The sequence below is a fragment of the Agrobacterium sp. CG160-95 genome (genome assembly GCF_053521725.1).
On sequence record NZ_JBNWDU010000007.1, the window covers coordinates 1 to 21,348 of the forward strand.

At 54.9% G+C, this 21,348-nt stretch carries 19 protein-coding genes; 8 read left to right on the forward strand and 11 right to left on the reverse strand.

Annotated features, from left to right (window positions below):
* Positions 1–94: 94 nt before the first annotated feature.
* From ACQZ63_RS21385 to ACQZ63_RS21405, 5 genes are all read right to left on the reverse strand, one after another.
* The gene (locus ACQZ63_RS21385; RefSeq protein ID WP_173998587.1) at positions 95–1,090 is read right to left on the reverse strand and encodes a P-loop ATPase, Sll1717 family; all 996 of its coding nucleotides are present in this window, start codon (positions 1,088–1,090) and stop codon (positions 95–97) included.
* 484 nt (positions 1,091–1,574) lie between these two features.
* Positions 1,575–1,925, reverse strand: coding sequence for an SMa0974 family conjugal transfer regulator (rctB, locus tag ACQZ63_RS21390; RefSeq protein ID WP_419457102.1), 351 nt, complete (start codon positions 1,923–1,925; stop codon positions 1,575–1,577).
* A 313-nt stretch (positions 1,926–2,238) separates the two neighbouring features.
* Positions 2,239–3,180, reverse strand: coding sequence for a nucleotidyltransferase and HEPN domain-containing protein (locus ACQZ63_RS21395; RefSeq protein WP_111800587.1), 942 nt, complete (start codon positions 3,178–3,180; stop codon positions 2,239–2,241).
* A gap of 162 nt (positions 3,181–3,342) precedes the next feature.
* A complete protein-coding gene (locus tag ACQZ63_RS21400; RefSeq protein WP_013637365.1) occupies positions 3,343–4,584 on the reverse strand; it encodes an 8-amino-7-oxononanoate synthase family protein in 1,242 nt (413 codons plus the stop codon).
* 125 nt (positions 4,585–4,709) lie between these two features.
* A complete protein-coding gene (locus ACQZ63_RS21405; RefSeq protein WP_173998589.1) occupies positions 4,710–5,435 on the reverse strand; it encodes a winged helix-turn-helix transcriptional regulator in 726 nt (241 codons plus the stop codon).
* Positions 5,436–5,755: 320 nt separating this feature from the next.
* On the opposite strand from ACQZ63_RS21405, the gene ACQZ63_RS21410 reads away from it, so the two are divergent.
* On the forward strand, positions 5,756–5,971 hold the full coding sequence (locus tag ACQZ63_RS21410) for a hypothetical protein (protein WP_080850421.1): 216 nt from the start codon (positions 5,756–5,758) through the stop codon (positions 5,969–5,971).
* A 13-nt stretch (positions 5,972–5,984) separates the two neighbouring features.
* Here the strand turns inward: ACQZ63_RS21410 and ACQZ63_RS21415 are convergent, their stop codons facing one another.
* From ACQZ63_RS21415 to ACQZ63_RS21435, 5 genes are all read right to left on the reverse strand, one after another.
* Complete coding sequence (locus tag ACQZ63_RS21415) at positions 5,985–6,662, reverse strand: winged helix-turn-helix transcriptional regulator (protein WP_080850419.1); 678 nt, start codon at positions 6,660–6,662, stop codon at positions 5,985–5,987.
* 39 nt (positions 6,663–6,701) lie between these two features.
* Positions 6,702–7,481 carry an SDR family oxidoreductase gene (locus ACQZ63_RS21420; protein ID WP_080850418.1) on the reverse strand — a complete coding sequence of 260 codons (780 nt, stop codon included), beginning with the start codon at positions 7,479–7,481 and terminating at the stop codon, positions 6,702–6,704.
* Complete coding sequence (locus tag ACQZ63_RS21425; RefSeq protein WP_111791099.1) at positions 7,478–9,193, reverse strand: acetolactate synthase catalytic subunit; 1,716 nt, start codon at positions 9,191–9,193, stop codon at positions 7,478–7,480. Before ACQZ63_RS21425 ends, ACQZ63_RS21420 begins: the two co-directional genes overlap by 4 nt.
* Positions 9,193–10,527 (reverse strand): aspartate aminotransferase family protein, encoded by a 1,335-nt coding sequence (locus ACQZ63_RS21430; protein WP_080850416.1) that lies wholly within the window; start codon positions 10,525–10,527, stop codon positions 9,193–9,195. Before ACQZ63_RS21430 ends, ACQZ63_RS21425 begins: the two co-directional genes overlap by 1 nt.
* Positions 10,528–10,641: 114 nt before the next feature.
* Entirely contained in the window at positions 10,642–11,331 is a 690-nt protein-coding gene (locus ACQZ63_RS21435; RefSeq protein WP_010974389.1) for a GntR family transcriptional regulator, read from the reverse strand.
* 204 nt (positions 11,332–11,535) lie between these two features.
* On the opposite strand from ACQZ63_RS21435, the gene ACQZ63_RS21440 reads away from it, so the two are divergent.
* The 7 genes from ACQZ63_RS21440 to ACQZ63_RS21470 all read left to right on the forward strand — a co-directional run bounded on the left by ACQZ63_RS21440 (position 11,536) and on the right by ACQZ63_RS21470 (position 20,126).
* Positions 11,536–12,648: an ABC transporter ATP-binding protein gene (locus ACQZ63_RS21440; RefSeq protein WP_173998602.1), complete on the forward strand. Its 1,113-nt coding sequence runs from the start codon at positions 11,536–11,538 to the stop codon at positions 12,646–12,648.
* Complete coding sequence (locus ACQZ63_RS21445; protein WP_173998591.1) at positions 12,645–13,547, forward strand: ABC transporter permease; 903 nt, start codon at positions 12,645–12,647, stop codon at positions 13,545–13,547. The genes ACQZ63_RS21440 and ACQZ63_RS21445 overlap by 4 nt, the downstream gene beginning before the upstream one ends.
* Entirely contained in the window at positions 13,537–14,394 is an 858-nt protein-coding gene (locus tag ACQZ63_RS21450) for an ABC transporter permease (protein ID WP_113556318.1), read from the forward strand. Before ACQZ63_RS21445 ends, ACQZ63_RS21450 begins: the two co-directional genes overlap by 11 nt.
* Positions 14,395–14,421: 27 nt before the next feature.
* Positions 14,422–15,504 carry an ABC transporter substrate-binding protein gene (locus ACQZ63_RS21455; protein WP_113556319.1) on the forward strand — a complete coding sequence of 361 codons (1,083 nt, stop codon included), beginning with the start codon at positions 14,422–14,424 and terminating at the stop codon, positions 15,502–15,504.
* 500 nt (positions 15,505–16,004) lie between these two features.
* On the forward strand, positions 16,005–16,664 hold the full coding sequence (locus tag ACQZ63_RS21460; protein WP_025591426.1) for an ABC transporter ATP-binding protein: 660 nt from the start codon (positions 16,005–16,007) through the stop codon (positions 16,662–16,664).
* Positions 16,661–19,069: an ABC transporter permease gene (locus ACQZ63_RS21465; protein ID WP_173998593.1), complete on the forward strand. Its 2,409-nt coding sequence runs from the start codon at positions 16,661–16,663 to the stop codon at positions 19,067–19,069. The genes ACQZ63_RS21460 and ACQZ63_RS21465 overlap by 4 nt, the downstream gene beginning before the upstream one ends.
* Positions 19,059–20,126 carry a lipocalin-like domain-containing protein gene (locus ACQZ63_RS21470; protein ID WP_173998595.1) on the forward strand — a complete coding sequence of 356 codons (1,068 nt, stop codon included), beginning with the start codon at positions 19,059–19,061 and terminating at the stop codon, positions 20,124–20,126. The genes ACQZ63_RS21465 and ACQZ63_RS21470 overlap by 11 nt, the downstream gene beginning before the upstream one ends.
* A 355-nt stretch (positions 20,127–20,481) precedes the next feature.
* Here the strand turns inward: ACQZ63_RS21470 and blcR are convergent, their stop codons facing one another.
* Positions 20,482–21,309, reverse strand: coding sequence for an IclR family transcriptional regulator BlcR (blcR, locus tag ACQZ63_RS21475; protein WP_111801335.1), 828 nt, complete (start codon positions 21,307–21,309; stop codon positions 20,482–20,484).
* Positions 21,310–21,348 lie beyond the last annotated feature (39 nt).

Below are 21,348 nucleotides of genomic sequence, written 5' to 3' on the forward strand. Positions count from 1 at the left end.
TTCTCCAGGGCAAATGCCCAATAAAGCTAGGTACCGCTAGAACCCGTGCGCGATTACGCCTGAAGAGGCCGTCTAGGCGCATCGAAAATCGCGCTTACTTATCAAGGATCTGATTTACGAAAAATATCAGGTCCCTCGGTCTCATTAATGTCCGTTCAACAAGATAGTCAAATCCGGGAGACGAACGAATCCTTTCTGGAAAAACGTCATAAAATCTGACGTTGGTTTTACCACTGTACTGTCTTTTGAACATGTAGGAGAGACGCTTATCTAGCATGTTCCGAAGAGATTCACGTTCCCACTTTATGGTAGTTATAATACCTTCGTATTTTTCGGGCTGAACGCCCTCATACTCGATTGACCCGATAGATTTTTCGTAGACGTCTAATCGCAGCGCGACTAATATTTTAACATTCCTAAGTTTTCTAAAATTTTTAACTGTCTCTATTAAAGATTGAATCAGTTTGTACTGCAGAGATGGGTCTACCCAGTCCAGATCTAGGTCGTCTACGAGTAAATAAAAATGTCGCTGCTTGTTGCTCATCAACTCGTTTAAAGCATCTATCGCTCTGTTCATGTCGCGCATTTGCAACTGTGATACAGCATGCTTGACCCGACTTTGAATCTCCCGCTTCTCGGAACCAGATATGCTTTGGCCGGCCGAAAGAGAAGATTTGATCTGCGCTACTTTATCGACACCAAGAGCGAGCTCAAGACCCTCTGAGACTTTTTCTTCGAAGCTGCTGGATATCTCTTTGATAACCACATCCTGCTCTATCCAAAATGTTTTTTGATACCTCTCAAAATACAAACGAGCCGGGTTGTTCCTATCAAACAGGTTATCGATAGCGGTTTCAAAGCTGTTTCTGTCTTTGAAGTACTTCTTGATGCTGCTGCTAAGGAAAACATGTTTCCATAGTAGCTGGAATAATAGATTAACGTCGCATCCTAATTCTATAATAAATCTAAGTATATTTGAGTTTGAGATGTAATCAAATGCCACATCTTTAGGGTCGACACGTATCGTGTCGTCTCTTGTGCGTTCAATTTGCTTTAGAACAGCGGTTTTTTCCTGATCCTGTGCGTCCAAGAATTATAGATTTTGAAGAGTCCATGTCTAGGAGCTGCGAATAGAAATCTTGCGCGACGAAGCACTCCGTTAAGAAGACTTCATCGTCCTCCGCAGATATTTCTCCAATATGCACGCCTTGCCGGTAAATAATCCCGTTGATCATTATGCATCCGATGCTGCCTACAAATTTAAGTAGAAGCTAAAATGATTCTCAATCAGCGTCCATTAATCACAATCGGCAATCAGCTAAATATTTTCACCGGCAAAAGTGCGGACAACTCGATAAACTTGAATTCTGGAGTGACGAAGCTCGAGAGCTATTGCGGTAAGAGGTGGCAATACGCCCGAAACTGTTCAAACAAACCGAGCCACCTCTTTCATTTTGAGGCAGGTCGACGGCGGCGTGCCGGTGCCGGCGATTTGCCGGAAGGCGGGGATAGGCGACTTCACAAGTTGGTCGGTTATGCCCTTAGCTCGCTTATCTTTCCGGGAAGTTGAGAGGCTACTTGATCCGTTGCGGGCGCGCCCTCTCTGGGGTCCGATCCCTTGGGTGGCTCGTCACGGCAGGATTCCACTCGAGCTCCGAGATTTGAGGTGTAGGGACCTGTGAGAAAGCTGCCTGCAGCACGGACCGGATCCCGAGGAGTGTTAACGTATCCTTGGCCTCCACATGAAGGTGAAGGCCACCAACTGCATGAGTGATGATAGCGCATCCGGAGTCAAAGGCAAGAAGTCGTTCGGAACGATTGTTGGTGATTGAAAAACACCAGCCGCGCAAGGTGGCGCACAGCAGATCGAGCGTCCGATCCGAATCCGCGATCGACACGAACGTTTCGGAAATGTGTTTGACCATAACAAATTCTCGGCGACCGGTCACGCAAACAGCAAGGCCGGAGCAGGCGCAGCGCGTGACGCAAACACGGGTGGGCGATAATGTGGTTCACGCACCCGCGGTTTTCCTCCAACGATAGCCAGGATGCTGCATGAAGTCTCGTACGCGACGCAACAGACGGTCAAAGTCCCGTAAACTACAGTTTGACGGTCATCATTCCTTCCCGGATTCTTCATTCGGAACTCCACCAATGGGCGGCTAATGAACGACAGTGCAGCTAGCCGCCAAGGTCCACCACCAAGTTAAAGTTAATTTGGGAAAGCGCTTTAGCCCGCTATTCTTCAGCCACGCCTTCCTCGGCAATCTCACGACCGGCGTCTGCCTCAAGCCTCGATATGTGGTCGCGGCACACCTCATCCGCCAGACCAAGTAGTACCGTTGCTCGCTCGCCAATCCAGTCAAGCGCTTCACGACTGATTTTGTACTGGCTTGAGTAGCGTGCCTTTACATATGCTTCGTTGATCGTATTGAACCACGCTCTCTCCCGATGGTGATCGCGAGGGAAGGCCTCGATCAGTCGACGATCCCGTTCTTCTGCGAAGGATCGCAGGACCTTCAGGTTGTGAGACGCCGGCGTGTAGTTCGTCAGCGTTAAAAGAACGCTGGCATAGGCCTGCTCGATCGCCTGATGGAGGAGGAATGCAGCTTCACTGATCATGTCTTTTTGTAAAGCGGCTTCAGAAAGCGCCGCAAAGTTTCTTCCCGCGCCAAAACGCTTCTCAAAATGTTCTGTTGCCACTCGCAATTGCTCTTCCGGTGTCAACATCTTGGGTTCGGCGAGAGGCTTGTCGTCCAGCTCGTAGAGAACGATGCCTTCCTTGCGGATGTCGGAAAAGAAATGCTGGCTCGCCTGCAAGGATGTGTTCACTTCTCGCAGCGAGTGGACGATGATCTGCACGGGTCTCTTTATCATCTTGTCACGGATCAACCTGTCGGCAGCCTTGTACCAATATTCCGCAAAATCCGTCAGCTTGCGGTTGTTGACGATCACAAGAAGATCGAAATCAGATCTATACCCCTTGGATGTGAACGGTTCGTCCACCTGCGTACCCCTGGCATAGGATCCGAAGAGGATGATCTTGAGGATGCGGCCACGCTTTTTGAATTTCGCCGTGCCGCCCTCCAGGGCATCCTCGAATTCTTCGTGAATAATCTCCAGCGCGCGCTGGAGCTCCGTTTGTATTTGCGGGGGAATATGATCGAGCGATGTTTTCATGGTCGGCAAATGTCTTCTCTTCTCCGCAACAGGCTGGATTCGTCCGCCTCAATCTGTAGTTTACATCACACTTTGCTGGCAACAAATGTTGCTATCCGCAAAACCCGCCGCTCATTCTCTTCGCAAGACCGGCCTTCTGAGCGACTACAGCCTGATGCGGACTTACGATATTGCCTGGTCATCCATGATCTCTGACAGAGCTGCGCAAAGTCCCGTGATTTCCTCAGGTGTATGGTCCGAGGTGACACAAACGCGAATGCCGGCCTTCCCCTTCGCAACTGTCGGGAAGAATATCGCCGAGCCGTAAATTCCTCGATCAAGCAGCGCCCGGGTCCCATTGACGGCACGCTCTTCGGTGCCAAGGTTCACCGTCCGAATTGGCAAGGGAGCTCCGCTTTGCTCTGTCACCAACATCGAGTCCAGAAGTTCGATATTGGAACTGAGAGCCAGCTGTCTTCGCAAAAGCTCGTCGCTGCGGTGTATTGTCAACGAACCTGAAACTGCACCAATTGCCGCAACATTCAATGACGCAGAAAAAGCGTGCGCGACAGCAAAACGACGGAATAGTTCTTCCTGACGCGCCGTACCAAGCATCAACATTCCGCCCGAGGCGCCAAAACCCTTTCCGAGCGACGCGGCTATGATAGTTCGCTCGCCGAGTTCGTTTCCGTATTGTGACCTCACAAATCCTTCACCGTCCTTCCCGCAGATTGATACGCCGTGAGCGTCATCGATGTAGAGAAACAGACCGTATCGATCCTGCAAGAAGCGCAGATCCCGAATGGGCGCGTTTCCACCCATCGAGTAGACGCCGTCGCAAACGTAAGCCACGGCCCTGTTGGACCGGCACAACTCCTCCAATGCATCTAGATCATTGTGGGCCAACGTACGGACCTGCGTTTCCAGAGCAATTGTGCCCTTGTGAAAGGCGAGTGTTGCGTGCGCGTGGCGGTCAAAAGCCATCATCGGCCTGATGCCGCCGGTGAGGTGTCCGGAGGCGACGATAGGTAATGCTCCCATGTTCGCCGCCAGCACCGTTGTGTAGGTGATGACCCTCGCCTGGAAGAGATCTGAAAGCGAATTTTCCAAGTCGCGGAGGATTGCAAAATTCAGTCGGGTCCTTGCACATGACCAGTGCAGTGCCCGGTATTCCTCAATCGCCTTGATCGCGCCGTCTATGACGAGCGGGTGATTGTCGAGGCCCAGATATGAACAACGCACGAAATCAGTGATGCGCTGTGATGGAAAGCCGTCAAAAACGATGTCTACCTGCCTCGCAGCCCTTGGCCGCGCATATAGGGCCATCAAGCCCTGCTGGTGAGCCGCGTTGAAGTAGTCTTCGGCATGATCTATCAATCCCCCGGTGTTTCGGCTTGCGTGCTGCAGCGTTTTGTCGGTCAACATTTCTCAGGTCCCCTAACCAAAAAGATGCATGCAGGATCGGCAAATTATCGCAACGATCAACAAACGCTCTCGGAAGATTTTGAGAAATCTCTGTAAACCTTTGGCGTCATAAACCGGAACGGCGCTTACGCCGGCTGCGCGGCTACATCGATGGCGTAGCCGCTTGATCTCGCAGTTCTGATGATGTCGAAGCCTGCCGCTTTCTTCAGGTGCCGCCTGATACGGCCAATGTGAACGTCAACCGTCCGTGGTTGCACGTAAACCTCATTCGGCCACGCCGCTGTTATCAACTCGTCTCGACTGAACACTCTCCCGGGAGCCGTAAGAAGGTGTTCGAGCAATTTGAACTCGATCGGTCCCAAAGTGAGCTCGACGCCGCTAACCAAAACGCGTTTGCGTTCTGGCCAAAGCTCGATTTCGCCCAGTTTAAGGGATGCGTTTTGTGACGTTGTCGCGACTGGTTGTTGCCGTACAGGGTTTATGCCTTCGAGAAAGCCCAGCAGATGTGGCGGCCAGAATGGGCGGATCAGGCACTGATCCGCGCCTGCACGCATGAGTTCCATATAGACTTCGGTGTCGCCGTTGGGAATGATGGCAAGTACTGGCAGTTTTTCCGTCTTGTCACACGATTTGATGCGTTGGCAGATGATGGCTGCCCCATGGTGATCGCGATCCACATCGAGGATCAGTCCGACGATGTCCGGCTGGGCAACTTTATCGCCGATTTCGTTTCTATCGCAGAGAACCGCCCGCGTCCCCTCCGTAGAGAGAATGTGCTTGAGCATCGCAAAATAGTCCGCGTTCTCCGTAAGAATTGCGACTGCGGCTTTGGTTTCTATCCCGTGCTGCATCTCAGATCCTCAATACATAACGTCTGTTCGTAGCCGTCATATGATGTCACAAAAAATAATGCAATCACCGGTAGCCATCTATGTAAAATAGAATAATCAACAAATTATCCTCGATATTCCGGCAAGTCGCTTGAATTCGGAGCGTATTATGTGACATCATAAAGATGCTTTCTTGAGGCCCATTGCGCTTCATGGGCGGGAAAGCCGTGACCTGATCGAATAGCCATGGGCGAACATGCAGGCGCTGCGCTCTGCATCTCTGAAACGAGCCTGAACGCCCGGCATATTCGTTGTTCCGCGCCGGGTGGCTCGGAGGTTACATGCGTAGTTGGAAAAGTACAGGCATTGCCGATAGCGCCGGCGATGACATTTTCACGTCTTGCGATGAAGCCGACGCCACGGCAATTGCCAGAGTGATTTTCGGTACAGATGCCGCGCTCGCCGTCGCCTTCAGTGCTATTGATGCACGCCTCGACGGGAGGGATCGCGATTTTCTTTTTTGGGCCAGAGTTTTTCGGTCGCTTACTGACGTATGAATTGTGCGCCGGATTATAATTTTGTGGCCGAATATCCTGCGGAGCGCACGGTTCTGATGACGTTATGGCCGTGTCGGTTCAAAGACCGTCTTATTTTGCCGATGTGAATGTCCACCGTACGCGGTTCGACATCGGCATCCTCGGGCCAGCAATTCCGGATGAGTTCGTCACGGCTGACGACCCTGTCTGTGTTTCTTGCAAGATACAACAGGATCCTGAAATGCAGGGGCGATAGACTGATGTGCGTCTCACCCCGCCGGACCCGGACGGATGCAACATTGATTTCCACGTCATCGAGAAAAACGCTGACATCAGTTGGTGCGGTTGTGTTGCAACGCAGGCCAAACTTGAGAAACTCAAGCAGGTTGCCGGGGTCAAAAGGGCGCCTCACCAGATAGTCAAATACGGATGATTGAACGCCGTCTATCTTTTTATTGTCAAGTGGGAAGCCGACAACTCGAATGTCCGGCTGTTCTTTCTTTATAAGAACCGCTGAGCGGAGCAGATCGTCCATTGCAAGGCAGATCAGTACCGTGCGGCGTTGTGGCTGACTATTCGCATCATCCGGTAAAAACATGTCGAGGCTCGGCAGCAGGTCGACGTCGTGGCCGGCCTGCTCGAGAATGTAACGCAAAATCAGGTAGAGCTCCGGGTCAGTCGTGTGGATTAAGATCGAGTGACGCACGAGCATCTCCCTTCGCTTTGTTTTCTGCGTCTGACAATTTGTGGGTTAGGCGGGCGTGTACTCGCCGCCGTTGATGTCTATGATCGCTCCATTGATGAAGGCGGCTTCATCGGAGACTAAAAAGCCGACCAGCCGTGCCACTTCTTCAGCCTCTCCTAGTCGCCCGGTGGGTATTCGTTTTGCTGCGTCGAGATTGACTGGCGTCGCCGCGGTTCCCGCCATTGGCGTCAAGATGCGACCCGGAGCGGCGACATTGATTGTGATACCGTCGGCTGAAAATTCGCTGACGAGCGCACGGGCCAGGCCAGCGAGCCCGGCTTTTGATGCTGCATATGCCGCGCCGGCGATCATAGGCCGTGTTCGACCTGCAAGCGAGCCGATGAGGACAATCCGGCCAAATCCCTTGTCGACCATACTTGGTAAGGCTGCTTGACAGCAGAGCATGGCGCCCGTCAAATTCACGTCCAGCACATCATTCCACTCGTCCAGGTCAACCGAGGTAAATCGCTTGGCCACACCGTCCGTTGCTTTCGGCGAAATGCCCGCGCAATAAACCAGTAGCGCAGTGGACGACCACAAGGTTTCGACATCGCGAAAGAAATCGGCAACCTCGCCTGGATTTCTGACGTCGCAACAACCGACCAATAGCTGGTTAGATATTATCTCAGCCTCGAAGGACGAGCGCGCGGCCTTCGCCGCGCTTTCTGTCTGCCCAAAAACCGCGACCTTGTGGCCAATACCGAGTAAATGTTGTGCAACCGACAGTCCGATACCTGACGTGCCTCCGGCGACCACTGCGACTCGGCTCTGGCGATCTCTCGTCATGCCGCACTGTCCATCTGAGCAAAGAGAGAAAGTGCCGGGTGAGCTTCGGGATCGGTCATAACCTCTATCAGCAACGGCAACTTTCTTTTCTTGACCTTTTGCATATGAGCCTTGAGGTCCTGCGGTTGCGTGACCCGGACCGCATCGCATCCGCACGCGTGTGCAATCTTGACGTGATCGACCTCTGCAAAATGGCAGGCGGTTGTGTACTTTCCGAATTTTACAGTTTCGGCATCACGCTGGAAGCCAAGAATTCCGTTGTTCAGCACGATGATCGTGATCGGAATTTGCATGCGGACCAGTGTTTCAAGCTCGGCCCAGCTGTGCGCAAATCCCCCATCTCCCACCAGCGCTACAACATCGCTCTCAGGTGCGGCGACCTTGGCTCCGATTGCAAGGGGAACTCCCCACCCAAGTCCTGCAAGACCCCGGGGGGTGAGCACACGTGTCCTTTCGGAAGAAATTCTGAGTTGTCCGAGGACCCACATCGATGAATAACTTGCGTCCGCCACCACTGTGGTGTTTTCATCGATAACTCCCTGAAGTTCGGCCATAATCCGTTCGGGACGAAGCGGTGAGGCCTCAGAGCTGTAATAGACTCGGCGATCATCATTGAATTTCCTCCAGCTTTCCCGAAGACGGTTGCAGACGGCCTCTCGGGAAACGGTTCTGAGGTGCAAGTCACAAAGCCTGATCGTTTCGCGTAGGCCGGCCAAGGTCTCCCGTGCGTCACCAACAAGACGAATTGCCTCAAAATTCCGGCCGACCTCCTGTGGATCGGTATCTATGTGAATAATCTGGGCATCGGGACTATACTGGCGCCAGTTGTCTGTTCCATTCTGGTTCGTCCTCGTGCCGATTAAGACGACAAGATCCGCTTCGCGAACGATCTCGACCGTGTGTTGACCCAGTGACTTCGGACCGACAAGAGATGCCAGTACGCCTCCTGAAAGAGGGTGCCACTCATCAACTGCGCCCTTGCCCATATTCGTTGTGAACACAGGTATCGAGCATTCGTCCTGCAGCAGTCGCAACTGCTGGGCAGCCCCGGAGGCGTGGATGCCGCCGCCTGCTATCACGACAGGTGCGCGTGCGTTCGCAATCGCTTTCGCAGCGATATCAAGATCTTTGTCGGCGGGACGTGATCTGTCGAGCGGCCAATGGCCGAGATTGTTCGTTCTTCTCCTTGAAGGGGTAGTAGATACGGATCGCAAAAGATCCGCAGGAAGAAGCAGGACTGCGGGACCTGCTCTGCCAGACGAGGCGGCGGTGAACGCGGCATCGATGTAATCGTCTACCCGCTCTTCCACGGAAACACGACGAACCCATTTTGTGCATGACTGAAAGAGGCTGATGTGATCGAGGTCCTGAAACGCGTTCCGATCAGTCTGATCACGCTCCACATCCTGGACAAGTGCAACGACCGGGACGCTAGCCTTGAGTGCTTCAGCAAGCGGAGCAACCAGCAGCGCCGCCGCGGGCCCGTTCTGGGCTGCCACGATCCCTATTTTGCCCGAACGCCTGGCGTAACCATCGGCCATGGCGCCACCCATGTTTTCCTGACGATAGGCAATCTGCGTTATACCGATCTTTTCGGCCGCCAAAATGACCGCCGACGGAAGGCTTTGTCCAAAGATCACCTCCACATCATGGCGCCTCAACGCTTGGGCAATACGCTCAGCGACGGTTGTTTCATGAACTGCAGTATCCATTATGCGGCCTCCCAGGCATGTCGATCGAGATTCACGAGGAAATCGTCAAAGACGGAAACAATGTCACCCATGTCATTGTCCGTCATGGGCGTTGATAGCGACGCAGCGGCGCCGTAGGGCATCAAGACCCCATTGTTTGCAAAGTGCCTGCGCAGCAGTTTCAGAACGACGTCTTCCGAAGCTGTCGGAATGCTGTCCTGGTAAGAAACCGGTGCCACTTTCTTGGCGTGTATTCGAAAAAGCGAAGCCGCTCCCGTCACGCTCAGATTTGCGCCGTGACGTTCGATGCGTGACCTCAACCCCTCGCGAACTAGGTTGCCCATATGTTCGAGACGTTGGAAAGCATCTTGCGTCAGGGCTTCCATCGCAAGACGGCCAGCGACCATCGACACGGGATTTGCAGAAAAGGTTCCGCCTTGCGTCAATGGTGCCTTGCTTCCTTGCTTGCCAAAGGCCGACATGATCTCCTGACGTCCACCGACTGCCCCTACTGGAAAGCCACCGCCGATGATCTTCCCCATTGTGACGAGATCCGGCTCCAGACCGTAGCGCGCTGACGCTCCAGCGAAGCCCTGGCGGAGGTTCAGTACTTCATCCGCGATAATGACGATCCCATGTTGCTTCGCCACCTTGTTGATTGTTGCGATGAACTCCTGTGTCGGCTCTATGAGACCTGCCCGGCTGGGCATCGGATCGATCAGAATAGCCGCAAGGCGCCCGGCATTCATCGCGATCTGTTGCTCCAACTGCGCGGGGCAGTTAAATTGGAGGAGCACGACGTCATCTATTACGCTTGCTGGCATGCCTGGATAGGCGGCGCAGGGCGTATTCGACGATGCGTGCTGGCCCGCCTCCGCCCAGTCATATGCGCCGTGGTACGCACCCTCCACCCTAGCGATTGCGACCCGGCCGGTCGTTGCTCTAGCGGCTTTGATGGCAAACATGACGGCTTCCGTTCCACTCGCGACGAAGCGGACCTGCTCAACAGCCGGAATCCTGCCTACTAGCAATTCGGCCAGATCGATTTCATGGTTCATCGGATTAGCAAAGCAACTGCCTGTTCTTAGTAGTCCGGCGATCGCTTCAGTTATGGGGGGATAGGCATGTCCGTGGATCAGGGTTGTGAAGTTATTGTTTAGATCCAGCATACGGTGCCCGTCGACGTCGGTCACAAACGCGCCTTCCCCGTAGGCAACAAAGATCGGGTGGGGATCCAGCTCAATTGTCGCGCGTGTGACACCGCCTGGAAAAACGGTGGAGGCGCGTTCAAAGAACGCGATGGACGTTTGCCGGTCGGTGGGACCTGTTAGCGGGGTATTCGACGATGACAGCATTGAACCATAAAACCCTTGTCCTGGAGGAAGACAGGCACACCGCGCCGGTCATTCGCAATTTTGTTGCAACAAAAATTTGATGAGTCAATATGTGACGTCAATTTTAAGTTCAGGTTATAATTCGTCTGTCACCGATACGGCGTTGCGAAGTTTGCGGTAACCCTCCCTGATATCGTTCTCTATCGCCGCCCGCACGCCGGCCGGGTCTTTGTCAATAAGAGCCTCAATCGCGACCATGTGATTGTGGACACCCTGGCGGTTTTGCGCGTACTCGGGGTAGAGGTTGAGAAGTGTAGGGCCAATGCGCGCCCACAGGGTTTCAATCATGCTGAGCAGGCCGGTCAGTCCTGATAAATTATAGATGGCAAAGTGGAATTCCTTGTTGTGCCACAGAGCATCGTGATACCGGCCCGCTGCTAAATTCTCGTTTATAACTCTTTGTATATCAATGAGTTTTCTATTTGTCGCTTCGTCGGGATTCCTTGCTCCGTATTCCGCGGCGGTTCCTTCCAGGGCGATCCTCGTAACGGTGATATCGCGTAATTCCGCCTTTGTGAGCGTCGGAACGATGAGCGTCTTGGGGCCGGAAAAAACAAGTACCGATTCCGTTGTCAGGCGGTTCAACGCGTCGCGCGCAGGCGTCGTGCTCACGTCGAGTTCACTGGCTATCCCCCGGACAGTAAACTTGTGCCCGGGAGGGTAGCTGCCGCGGATCATTCTCTCCCGTAGCACGTCATAAACCATGCTTCCCATTCGCTGGCCTTGAGCGCCGGTATCGCTCTCATCACGTAAAATGTCGATCATTTTCCCCTCTTGTTCCGTTGACTCACCGCATTTTTGATGTCACAAAAATGGAATACAAAGTTTTTGCGAACGCTATGTGACATCATAAACGCTATTAGCATCTAATCTGTTACGCGTCGCTGGCTTGGCAAGATAATCTTGAAAGCTGCTCCGAGCACTCGTTTTCACGTTCGTCGCGGCATTAAAAAACGGAGGGGTGAGGTATTGATAGGTGAGACTCTAAATCTTGACGGGCTCGCGAAGAGCTATGGCAACGTCGTTGCAGTCGCTGGTGTTGACGTCCGCGTGGAGCCAGGCGAGTTCGTGTCAGTGCTGGGCCCATCTGGGTCAGGCAAGACCAGCGTCCTGACGATGATTGCCGGTTTTGAGCGTCCCACGGCAGGCAGGATCGTGATCGGCGACCGAGACGTGACCGACCTTGCGCCGAATAAGCGAAATATCGGGATGGTCTTTCAGAAATACGCGCTTTTCCCCCATCTCACTGTCCGTCAGAACATTGCTTTCCCGCTAAAGCTCAGATCGCGGTGGCGCTCCGGATGGAAGCAGCGGGCAGACGACATGCTTGACCTCGTTCACCTGGCCGGTTTTGCTGACAGGTTTCCTTCTGAACTGTCGGGTGGCCAGCAGCAGCGTGTGGCGGTCGCACGAGCGCTTGCGTTTGAGCCGCCCGTTATGCTGATGGACGAGCCCCTCGGCGCGCTTGACAAGAAATTGCGTGAAGCCATGCAGTTCGAAATCAAGCGCATCCAGAGACAGGTGGGAGCAACCGTCCTTTATGTAACGCATGATCAGGAAGAAGCGCTGACGATGTCCGATCGCGTTGCGATAATGCAGGACGGAAATATCGTCCAGATAGGGGCTCCTTCCAGTCTTTACCATGCGCCCGCAACCCGTTTTGTTGCTGATTTTGTCGGAAAAATGAGCTTCGTCGGAGGAGAGATTGTTTCTTTTGAAGACGACGGGATGCTCGTGCGATTGGCCGACGACGTATTTGTCCGGACCGCTTCTGTCGATGCGGCACGGGCGGCACTCCGGCTTGGTGACGAGGTAATTCTTGCCATGCGTCCCGAGAGGATCGCCGTGAAAAAACGAGGTCCTCGAGGTTTTGGGGCAATACCAGCTCAGATCGAGAGTCTTGCATTCGTTGGATCATTCCATGCGTTCATGGTCCGTCTGGACCTGCCTGGATCACCGCTGGTGGAGGTTCAGGTCGTGACCGGAAGTGAGGTAAATTTCCGCGCCGGCGATACGGTCGATCTCGTACCCGACCCGCAGGCTGTAAGCTTTTTTGCAAAAGAGGAGACGTCTGCGGCATGAGCGCTTCTTCACCCGCTTCCAGAGCACTCGCCAATTTACAAAGTGTGATGTTTTCTACGCCCTCTGCAAAAACATATTCCCATGCAGGCGCATTGCTTTTGCTTCTGCCAGCTGCACTCATGCTTTTGACAGGGTTCGTTTATCCTCTGGCAAGGCTCGTCGCACTCAGTATGCCGGACATGAGCCTCGAGCTGTACATCCGCATCTTTCGCGACCCGCTTTATCTAAACGTCCTGTTCTCCACGACGGTCGTGGCACTTGCGGTTATGTGCTGCTGCCTGCTCCTAGGCTTTCCTGTAGCCTACGCGATGGTCCGGCTCAAACACCCCTGGGCCCTCATATTGACGGGATGCGTGCTCATTCCGCTCTGGACATCGGTCCTGGTCCGATCATATGCCTGGATTGTGCTGCTTCAGAGAACCGGCATTATCAACCAGGCACTTCTCTCGAGTAAGCTCATCGACGAGCCCCTGCGCATGATCTACACACAGGGTGCGGTCATCGTCGCAATGACCCATGTCCTTCTTCCCTTCATGATCATGCCTATTTTTGCGGCACTGCGGGCTATCCCTCCGGAGTACGTTCAGGCGGCAATGAATCTTGGCTCAACTCGGTTGCACGCCTTTCGCGCAATCATTGTTCCTCTGAGCCTTCCTGGGATATTTGCGGGCTGCGTTATCAGTTTCGTTCTTGCACTCGGTTTCTACGTCACCCCGGCGTTGGTAGGGGGAGCAGGATCGCTCATGATGGCAACGCTCATCGGTCAACAGACGACTGTCCTGCTCGATTGGCCTTTTGCGGCTGCGCTCTCAACCTCACTGTTGGTCGTCACACTTGCCGTCGTAATCATATTTCGAAGAACACTTTCGCTAAGCAAGGGGCTGAACAGTGGCATCTGATAGTTCAACATTTCCGGTCCGGCCTTCTTTGGCGCGGCCACTGCGCAATGCCGTCGGACGGTATCGCAATATCGTACGGATCTATACCGCAGGCTTCTTCGTCTTCCTGATAACGGTATTCTTGATCCTGCCGACATTTCTCGTCATCCCGATGAGCCTGAATGACGGCAGCTACCTTGCGTTTCCACCGCAAGGCCTCACTTTAAAATGGTATAGGGCGTATTTCTCTGATCCTGACTGGATGTCGGCAACATTGTTCAGCCTGCAGGTCGCATTCGCGACAGCTATCGTGGCAACAACCATTGGCACGACAGCAGCGCTAGCGCTCGCAAAGAGCAGATTGCCTTTTAAAGGGCTTCTGCAGAGCCTTGCGCTTGGGCCAATGATCGTCCCGCACGTGGTTCTGGGTGTATCGCTTTACCTGGTGTTCTCACCGTGGAGAGTCACGGGGACGTTTGCAGGCTTTGTTCTCGCGCACACAGTTTTAGCCATCCCCTATGTCATGATCGTGGTGGGTGCTGCGGTGCAGAAGTTTGACCCTTCGCTCGAACTCGCGGCTCTCAACTGCGGCGCAAATCGATTCCAGAGCTTTTTCCTCGTGATTCTGCCTAATATTGGCCCGAGCGTCGCAGCGGCTTCGGTGTTTGCATTTCTGGCGTCGTTCGATGACGCGACGGTTTCGTTCTTCATCTCTGACATTGGCGGGAAGTCGATTGGGCGCAAGATGTTCGAAGATATCGATTTCAATCTCACGCCAGTGATCGCCGCCGCGTCAACCGTGCTCGTCGCGATCTCGCTCGTGCTCATGACGGCGGCGCAACTGCTGACTACTCGAAGCAGACACTAACTCCATATTAACTGAAGAGGATTTGAAATGATCAGATCGGATCAGACGCCGAAGGCTTGCCTGAAATCCGCGTTTTACGTGTTCGTCGCCTTTGCTCTCATGTTCGCTCTTGGGCTTGAAAAGGCGAGTGCCGAGCAACGTGTGGTCATTGCTACTACGGGAGGTACCTACGAAAAGGCCCTGCGTGAAGCGTGGTTCGAGCCCTTCACGAAAGCGACAGGAATAAAAGTCGTCACTGTTTCTGGAACAGATGCGGAGAAGCGGGCGAAGGTCACTGCTATGGTTCAAACAGGCAACGTCACCTGGGACCTTTATCTGGATGGCGAAATCCAAGCTGGATCCGACGCACACTTCGCCATAACGGAAGACCTGTCAGACTTTTGCAAGCAGTTCATTAACAGCACGGACCTGCTGGCCGACTCTTGTACGCGCGGCGGGGCGAAATTGCAGTCAACCTCCACCCTTTTGGCTTACAAATTTAATGAGAACGGCAGCAACCCTCAAACTTGGGCTGACATGTGGGATCTGGCGAAGTTTCCGGGTGCTCGAAGTTTTCCTAATTTTGACGATCCATGGCGAGTGTTGGCCGCAGCATTGCTCGCGGACGGAGTGCCGAGAGAAAAACTTTTCCCACTTGATGTAGATCGAGCATTTCGCAAGCTTGACGAAGTCAGGGACAGTGTACAGGTTTGGTGGAGGACGGGAGATCAAAGCGTTCAGGCGTTTCGCAATGACGAGTATCGCGTTGGACAGATCTGGTTGACGCGCGCGAAGGCCTTGAAAGCAGAAGGCTACAAGATAGGCTGGAGTTACGATGGCGCATTTCTTGTGGGCGATCGCATAGCGCTCGTGCGTGGCGCACCGAATCGGGAAAATGCGCTGAAGCTCATTGAGTTCTGGCTAAGGAATCCTGCGGCGCAGGCCAAAGCCTGCGAAACGCTTTCTTGCACTCCTCCAAGTCAGAAAGCGATTTCGCAGATGTCATCTGAGGCTCGCGCCACCCTCCCATCTGCGGCAGATGTTGAAAACCGGATCATCGTCCCTGATGCACAATGGATCAACGCGAACATGGGCATGCTGGTGCAGCGCTGGAACTCATGGATACGCTGAAAAAACCGAGGGCGCCAAGGCACCTTCCTTGACGCTGCGAGCGGATGCGCAGGCGGCTCTCTTTGGGCGCCTGCGCAGACCGCGTCACCGCGTTCGCAAGACCACAGCAGAGCAAGAGCGGGTTCAGACGTCGCGTCTCTCTTTTATGCAGAAGAGATTTTCGCACGATGAACCCGTCATTGTGTAGTCCGCTGTCCGGATGGTGCCGGCTCAGAAATGATCTAAGGTGCCGCGACATACACCGTCACGTTGATCATGTAGTTCGTCGGTCAATCCGGCCCCCTAGAGCCGCCATGACTGTCGGAAGGCTACGGCGAGTTTTTTTGTGTCGGGTGCCATCTCACGCTCGGAACGGGAGGGGGTAGACGCCAGAGGGGAGGGCGACTTTACAGCCAGAAACGGTGCGGTCGTTTAGGCTGCGCGTGGAATATCGGTATCTAAACCGGTTGAGATCCGCCAGCATATCGGTCCATATAGGACGAAGCAGAGATCGAAGAGCCATGGTCCTTTCACTTTCCGGTATCAAGAAATCCTACCAGACAGCCGAAGGCATTATCCCGGTCCTGAACGGCGTCGACCTTTCACTTGAAGCCGGCGAAAGTCTTGCCCTGACGGGGGAATCCGGCAGCGGAAAGAGTACGCTTTTGCATCTGGCCGGCGGCCTTGATTTGCCCGACAGTGGCATCATCACGGTGGGGGGTCGGAAAATAACCGATCTCGACGAGGCCGGTCGAGCGAGCTTCCGACGCCGGGAGGTGGGATTGATCTTCCAGCAGTTCAATCTCATTCCGAGCCTCGATGTCGGATCCAATATCTCGTTTCACGCCCGGCTGGCGGGCCGATTCGACCCGGTCTGGGAAAAAAGCCTGGTCGAGGCGCTGGGGATCGGAGAGCTGCTTGCACGCTATCCCGAACAGCTCTCCGGCGGTCAGCAACAAAGGGTGGCGATCGGACGCACGCTTGCGGCAAGACCGCCCCTCATTCTTGCCGATGAGCCGACAGGTAATCTCGACGAGGCGACGGCTGATATCGTCATCGATATTATGTTGAGACTGACAAAGTCCGCGCAGATCACACTCCTCCTGGTGACCCATTCCAGCCGGTTGGCGGTAAAACTCGATCGGCGTATCGCGCTGAGTGGTGGAAAGGTTTCGCAATGAACTGGACCGCTTTCCGGGCGCTGCTCTCACACTGGCGCTACCGACCGCTTCAACTTTTCACCCTCATTGTCGGCGTCACGCTTGCAACCGGCCTCTGGTGCGCGGTCCAGGCAATCAATGCCGAAGCCAGAGCAAGTTATGACCGGGCGGCCTCGGTCATGGCGCAAAACCAGCTGGATCAACTGGTGGCAAAGGACGGCGGCAGAATTTCCTCGCAAACATATGCCCGGCTTCGAAGGGCGGGTGTGCACGTCTCTCCGATCATTGAAGGCGATTACAGGTTTGGTACGACGCGTATCAGGCTTATCGGCATCGACCCCCTGACCATGCCATCCGATGGAATGGTGCCTGCACCATCTGATCCGTCCGGGCTGGCCGAATTCATCCAGACGCCCGGACAGATGACCGTTTCGCCTGCAACGGCTGCCACATTGAAAGATACCTCTGGCCTTTCCCTTAAGGCACGAGCGGATCTCCCCGACGGCGCAGCATTTGTCGATATTTCCACGGCTGACCGCCTGTTGAAACGCAATGGTGAACTGAGCCGGCTTATCGTTTCGCCATCGCAAGACCCCGATCTTCCGACGATCGGAAACATAGCCCCTGAACTTTCCCTCGAACACGCAAGAAGCAGGCCCGACGTTGCAAGGCTCACGGACAGTTTTCATCTCAACCTGACGGCTTTTGGTTTTCTTGCCTTCGTTGTCGGTCTCTTCATCGTTTATTCCGCAACGGGCCTGTCGTTCGAGCAACGGCGTGGCACGTTCAGGACCATACGGTCGCTCGGGGTCTCGCTTCGCTCCCTGACCGCGATGCTGGTTATCGAAACCGCGCTCTTTGCGCTGGTATCGGGAGCGCTGGGCATTGTCGTTGGATACGTGGTCGCATCGGCCCTGTTGCCGGGCGTGGCCGCGACCCTGCGTGGCCTTTACGGGGCCAGTGTTGCCGGTTCACTCTCGCTGCGGCCTGAATGGTGGATCGCCGGCCTTGCAATGGCGCTGGTGGGGACCGGGCTCTCCTCGCTTCAACATCTCCTCCGCGTCTGGCGGATGCCGATACTGTCCACGGCACAGGGCAGGGCGTGGGCGATGGTGTCCACGAAAAGCCTCCTCCATCAGGCGGCCGCCGGGTTGGTTCTGCTTTTTGTATCCGGCGCGCTTGTCCTGCGGGGTAGCGGGCTCATTTCAGGTTTCGCAGTGCTTGCAGCGCTTCTTCTGGGCGCTGCACTCATTCTTCCAACCTTGCTGGCACTGGGCATGAGAGTGGCCGAACACATCTCCGGACACGGACTGACCCGCTGGTTTTTCGCCGATACGCGCCAGCAACTGCCGGGTCTTTCCCTGGCGCTGATGGCATTGCTGCTCGCTTTGTCGGCCAATATCGGGGTCGGCACCATGGTCTCAAGCTTCAGGCAAACCTTTGTGGGATGGCTCGATCAGCGCCTGGCCGCAGAGGTCTATGTGACGGCCCGTGACGAGGATGAAGCTGCGCGTCTGCGGCAGTGGTTTCCACACCAGGCAAGGGCGGTTCTACCCATCTGGAGTACGGAAGGGGAAATTTCGGGGCAGAAGGTCCGCATCTTCGGGGTCGCTGACGATGCGACATACAGAGATCATTGGCCGTTGATTTCGGGTTCGCCCGCAACATGGGACGAGATTGCGAGCGGGAAGGGTGCACTGGTCAACGAACAGTTCTGGAGGACAGGCAAGGCGTCGCCCGGCGCAGAGATAGAACTGCCAGGTGGCTGGAAAGCCCGCGTCGTCGGGGTGTTTTCCGACTATGGCAATCCGAGGGGCGAGATCATCATTGGTCTTGATGCCCTCGTCCAGCACTACCCGGACATTGAAAAGCTGAGATACGGCCTTCGCATGGAGCTACAGGAGGTTGCGGGCTTCAGACAACTCCTCATGACTGAGTTCGGCCTGCCCGAAGCCAATATTGTCGACCAGGCCTCGCTGAAACGGCAGTCTGCTGCAATCTTCGAACAGACGTTTGCGGTCACCGGCGCGCTGAATGTGCTCACGCTCGCGGTGGCGGGTTTTGCCATGTTTTCGAGCCAGCTTACGCTCGCTTCGCTTCGATTGCCGCAGCTTGCTCCTGTCTGGGCACTTGGACTTCGTCGCCGCGACCTTGCGATGCTGGAGGTGCTGCGAACTCTTGCACTATGGCTTGTGACATTCATCGCTGCCATTCCTGTCGGGCTGGGACTGGCCTGGGTTTTGCTGGCAATCATCAATGTGGAGGCTTTTGGATGGCGACTGCCGCTGATCCTGTTTCCGCTGGACTGGCTGAGGCTGGGTCTTGTTGCCCTGCTCGCCGCCATCATTTCGGTCCTGATCCCTGTTCGACGGCTTGCTAAAACCGCGCCGGCCGATCTTTTGAGGATATTCGCCAGTGAACGCTAAAGCTGTCCTCCTGCTCCTTTGCGCTTCATGCACTTCCTTGCCCACGCCGGTCATAGGGCAGGGCTTTGCGGGCCTCGGGTCAAATGCCGAAGGCTTCAGCATTCCCACACGAGGCGTTGAACTCGTCTTTCCAAAAGACCACAAGCCGCATCCGGATTTCAGGATCGAGTGGTGGTACGTTACTGCAAATCTGCAAACGGTCGATGGACAGCGCGTGGGCGTCCAATGGACACTCTTTCGTTCTGCGCTTGAACCTGTCGAGCGCCCCGGATGGTCCGACCCTCAAATCTGGATTGGCCACGCAGCCGTGACGACTGCCAGCCGTCACCATGTTGCCGAACGGCTGGCGCGGGGAGGCGTGGGGCAGGCGGGGGTCAAAGGCGAACCCTTCGACGCCTGGATTGACAATTGGCAAATGAAGGCAGGGACTGACGATGCACGGGACGACCTCGATCAGATCGATTTGAACGCCAATGGCGAGAGCTTCCGATATCGTCTGAAACTTCAGGCCCACGGGCCTTTGGTGCGTCAGGGGGACAAGGGCTACTCGGTTAAATCGGCAGAGGGCCAGGCAAGCTATTATTACTCTCAGCCATTCTACAGTGTCAGCGGCAGCGTCTTTCTTGATGGTGAAACTCATGAGGTAACTGGCGAGGCGTGGCTCGATCGGGAATGGTCGTCGCAACCGCTAGCCTCGAGCCAGACGGGATGGGACTGGTTTTCCCTTCACCTTGCATCCGGCGAAAAACTCATGGCCTTCCGTCTGCGTGACGACAAAAGCGGCTACATCTCCGCCAACTGGATTTCCGCCGATGGCAGTTCGTCTCCCGTCGATCCGGACGACGTTTTGCTCAGTCCGTTGCGAACCGCGGATATCAACGGCAAGAGCGTTCCGGTCGAATGGAGCGTGAAGATACCCAGCCGTGGCCTCGACATAAAAACGAAGCCCCTGAACGAGAAAGCCTGGATGGCGACGTCAACCCCCTACTGGGAAGGGCCAATAGAGTTTGATGGAAGCACCTCAGGACAAGGTTATCTGGAGATGACCGGATATTAGCCAGTTCAACTGCGTTTGCCGAAATATCGGCTGGAGCAAGGCCTGAGCTTACAGACGCCGCCTTATCCGGGCCGGCGCGACATCCCGGACAAGCTCCGAAGTAGTCGTCTTGTGATGACAACCCATTGTTCGGCTTCGTCCCAGCCAGGAATAAGGCAACGCGGTGGATCGTGCATCTGCGGACCGAAGTCTTTTCCCTTGGTGCTCAATACATCGATGATGTCTTTTATGTTCTCGACCGGAACTGCGCTCGGCGCAGCCGTACTCGGGACAGGGGCTACCTAGGGTATCGGTGCACTGGCCCCTACAGCAAAGCTGGGCTGGTCGGCATCGACCATACCGCTACGGGTTACGACTAGTCTTTCTGCGATCGGTACCCAAGCTTTTCAGAAAGCGCGTTGGCGGTGGTGCGAAGCTCCTCACCAAGGCACGCGATTTTTTCGTCGCTGGCTTCGCTGCGGATCAGACTGATTGCAATGCCGGCAGATGCGGCTCCCGAGTAATCGCGTATGGCAGCCCCAATGCAAAGCATACCTTCGCGGATCTGACCATCGTCGATGGAGTAGCCGCGAGCGCGCGTCAAAGCCAGTTCCTCTTCAAGCTGCGAAAGGCCAGCAACGCTCCTTGATGTCAGAGGCTGTGGAAACTGAGAGAACAGCATCCTCAATTCACCAGGCCCCAGATCGGACAGGAGGATCTTCCCGGTGGCCGTAAATGGCGCCGGCAGACGCATACCGATCCGAAACGTGTGTCCAAGCGGCTGAGCCGAGTTGCGACAGCCGATGTAAACGACTTCGCCACCCTCGCGGACGGTGAGGGTCACCGTGTAGGGGTCGAGGTCGTGGCGCTGGGCGAGATGGTCGTTGAATGTCGATACGATATCGAGGTGCGACAGAAAGCCGTTCGCCCATCTGAGCGAGTGGGGTCCAATACGTAGGGTTCCATCGGCAGATCGCGCCAGAAGATCAAGCTCAGTCATCACCGCAAGCAAGCCATGCGCGCTGCTTTTGGGCAAATCCAGAAATCGTGTCAGCTCGGCGGCTGTAAGGTCCCGCGGGGAACCTGCGACAAGATCCAGAATACGCACGGCGCGTCTGAGTGCCGGTACAGTGTCTGATATTTGCGACGATTGTTGATCTTCAGCCATGCACCTTCCTTGACACACTTGGCCCCTTTGGCCCATAGTTCACTCTAATGATTCAAGTTCAATTAGGTGAACTCT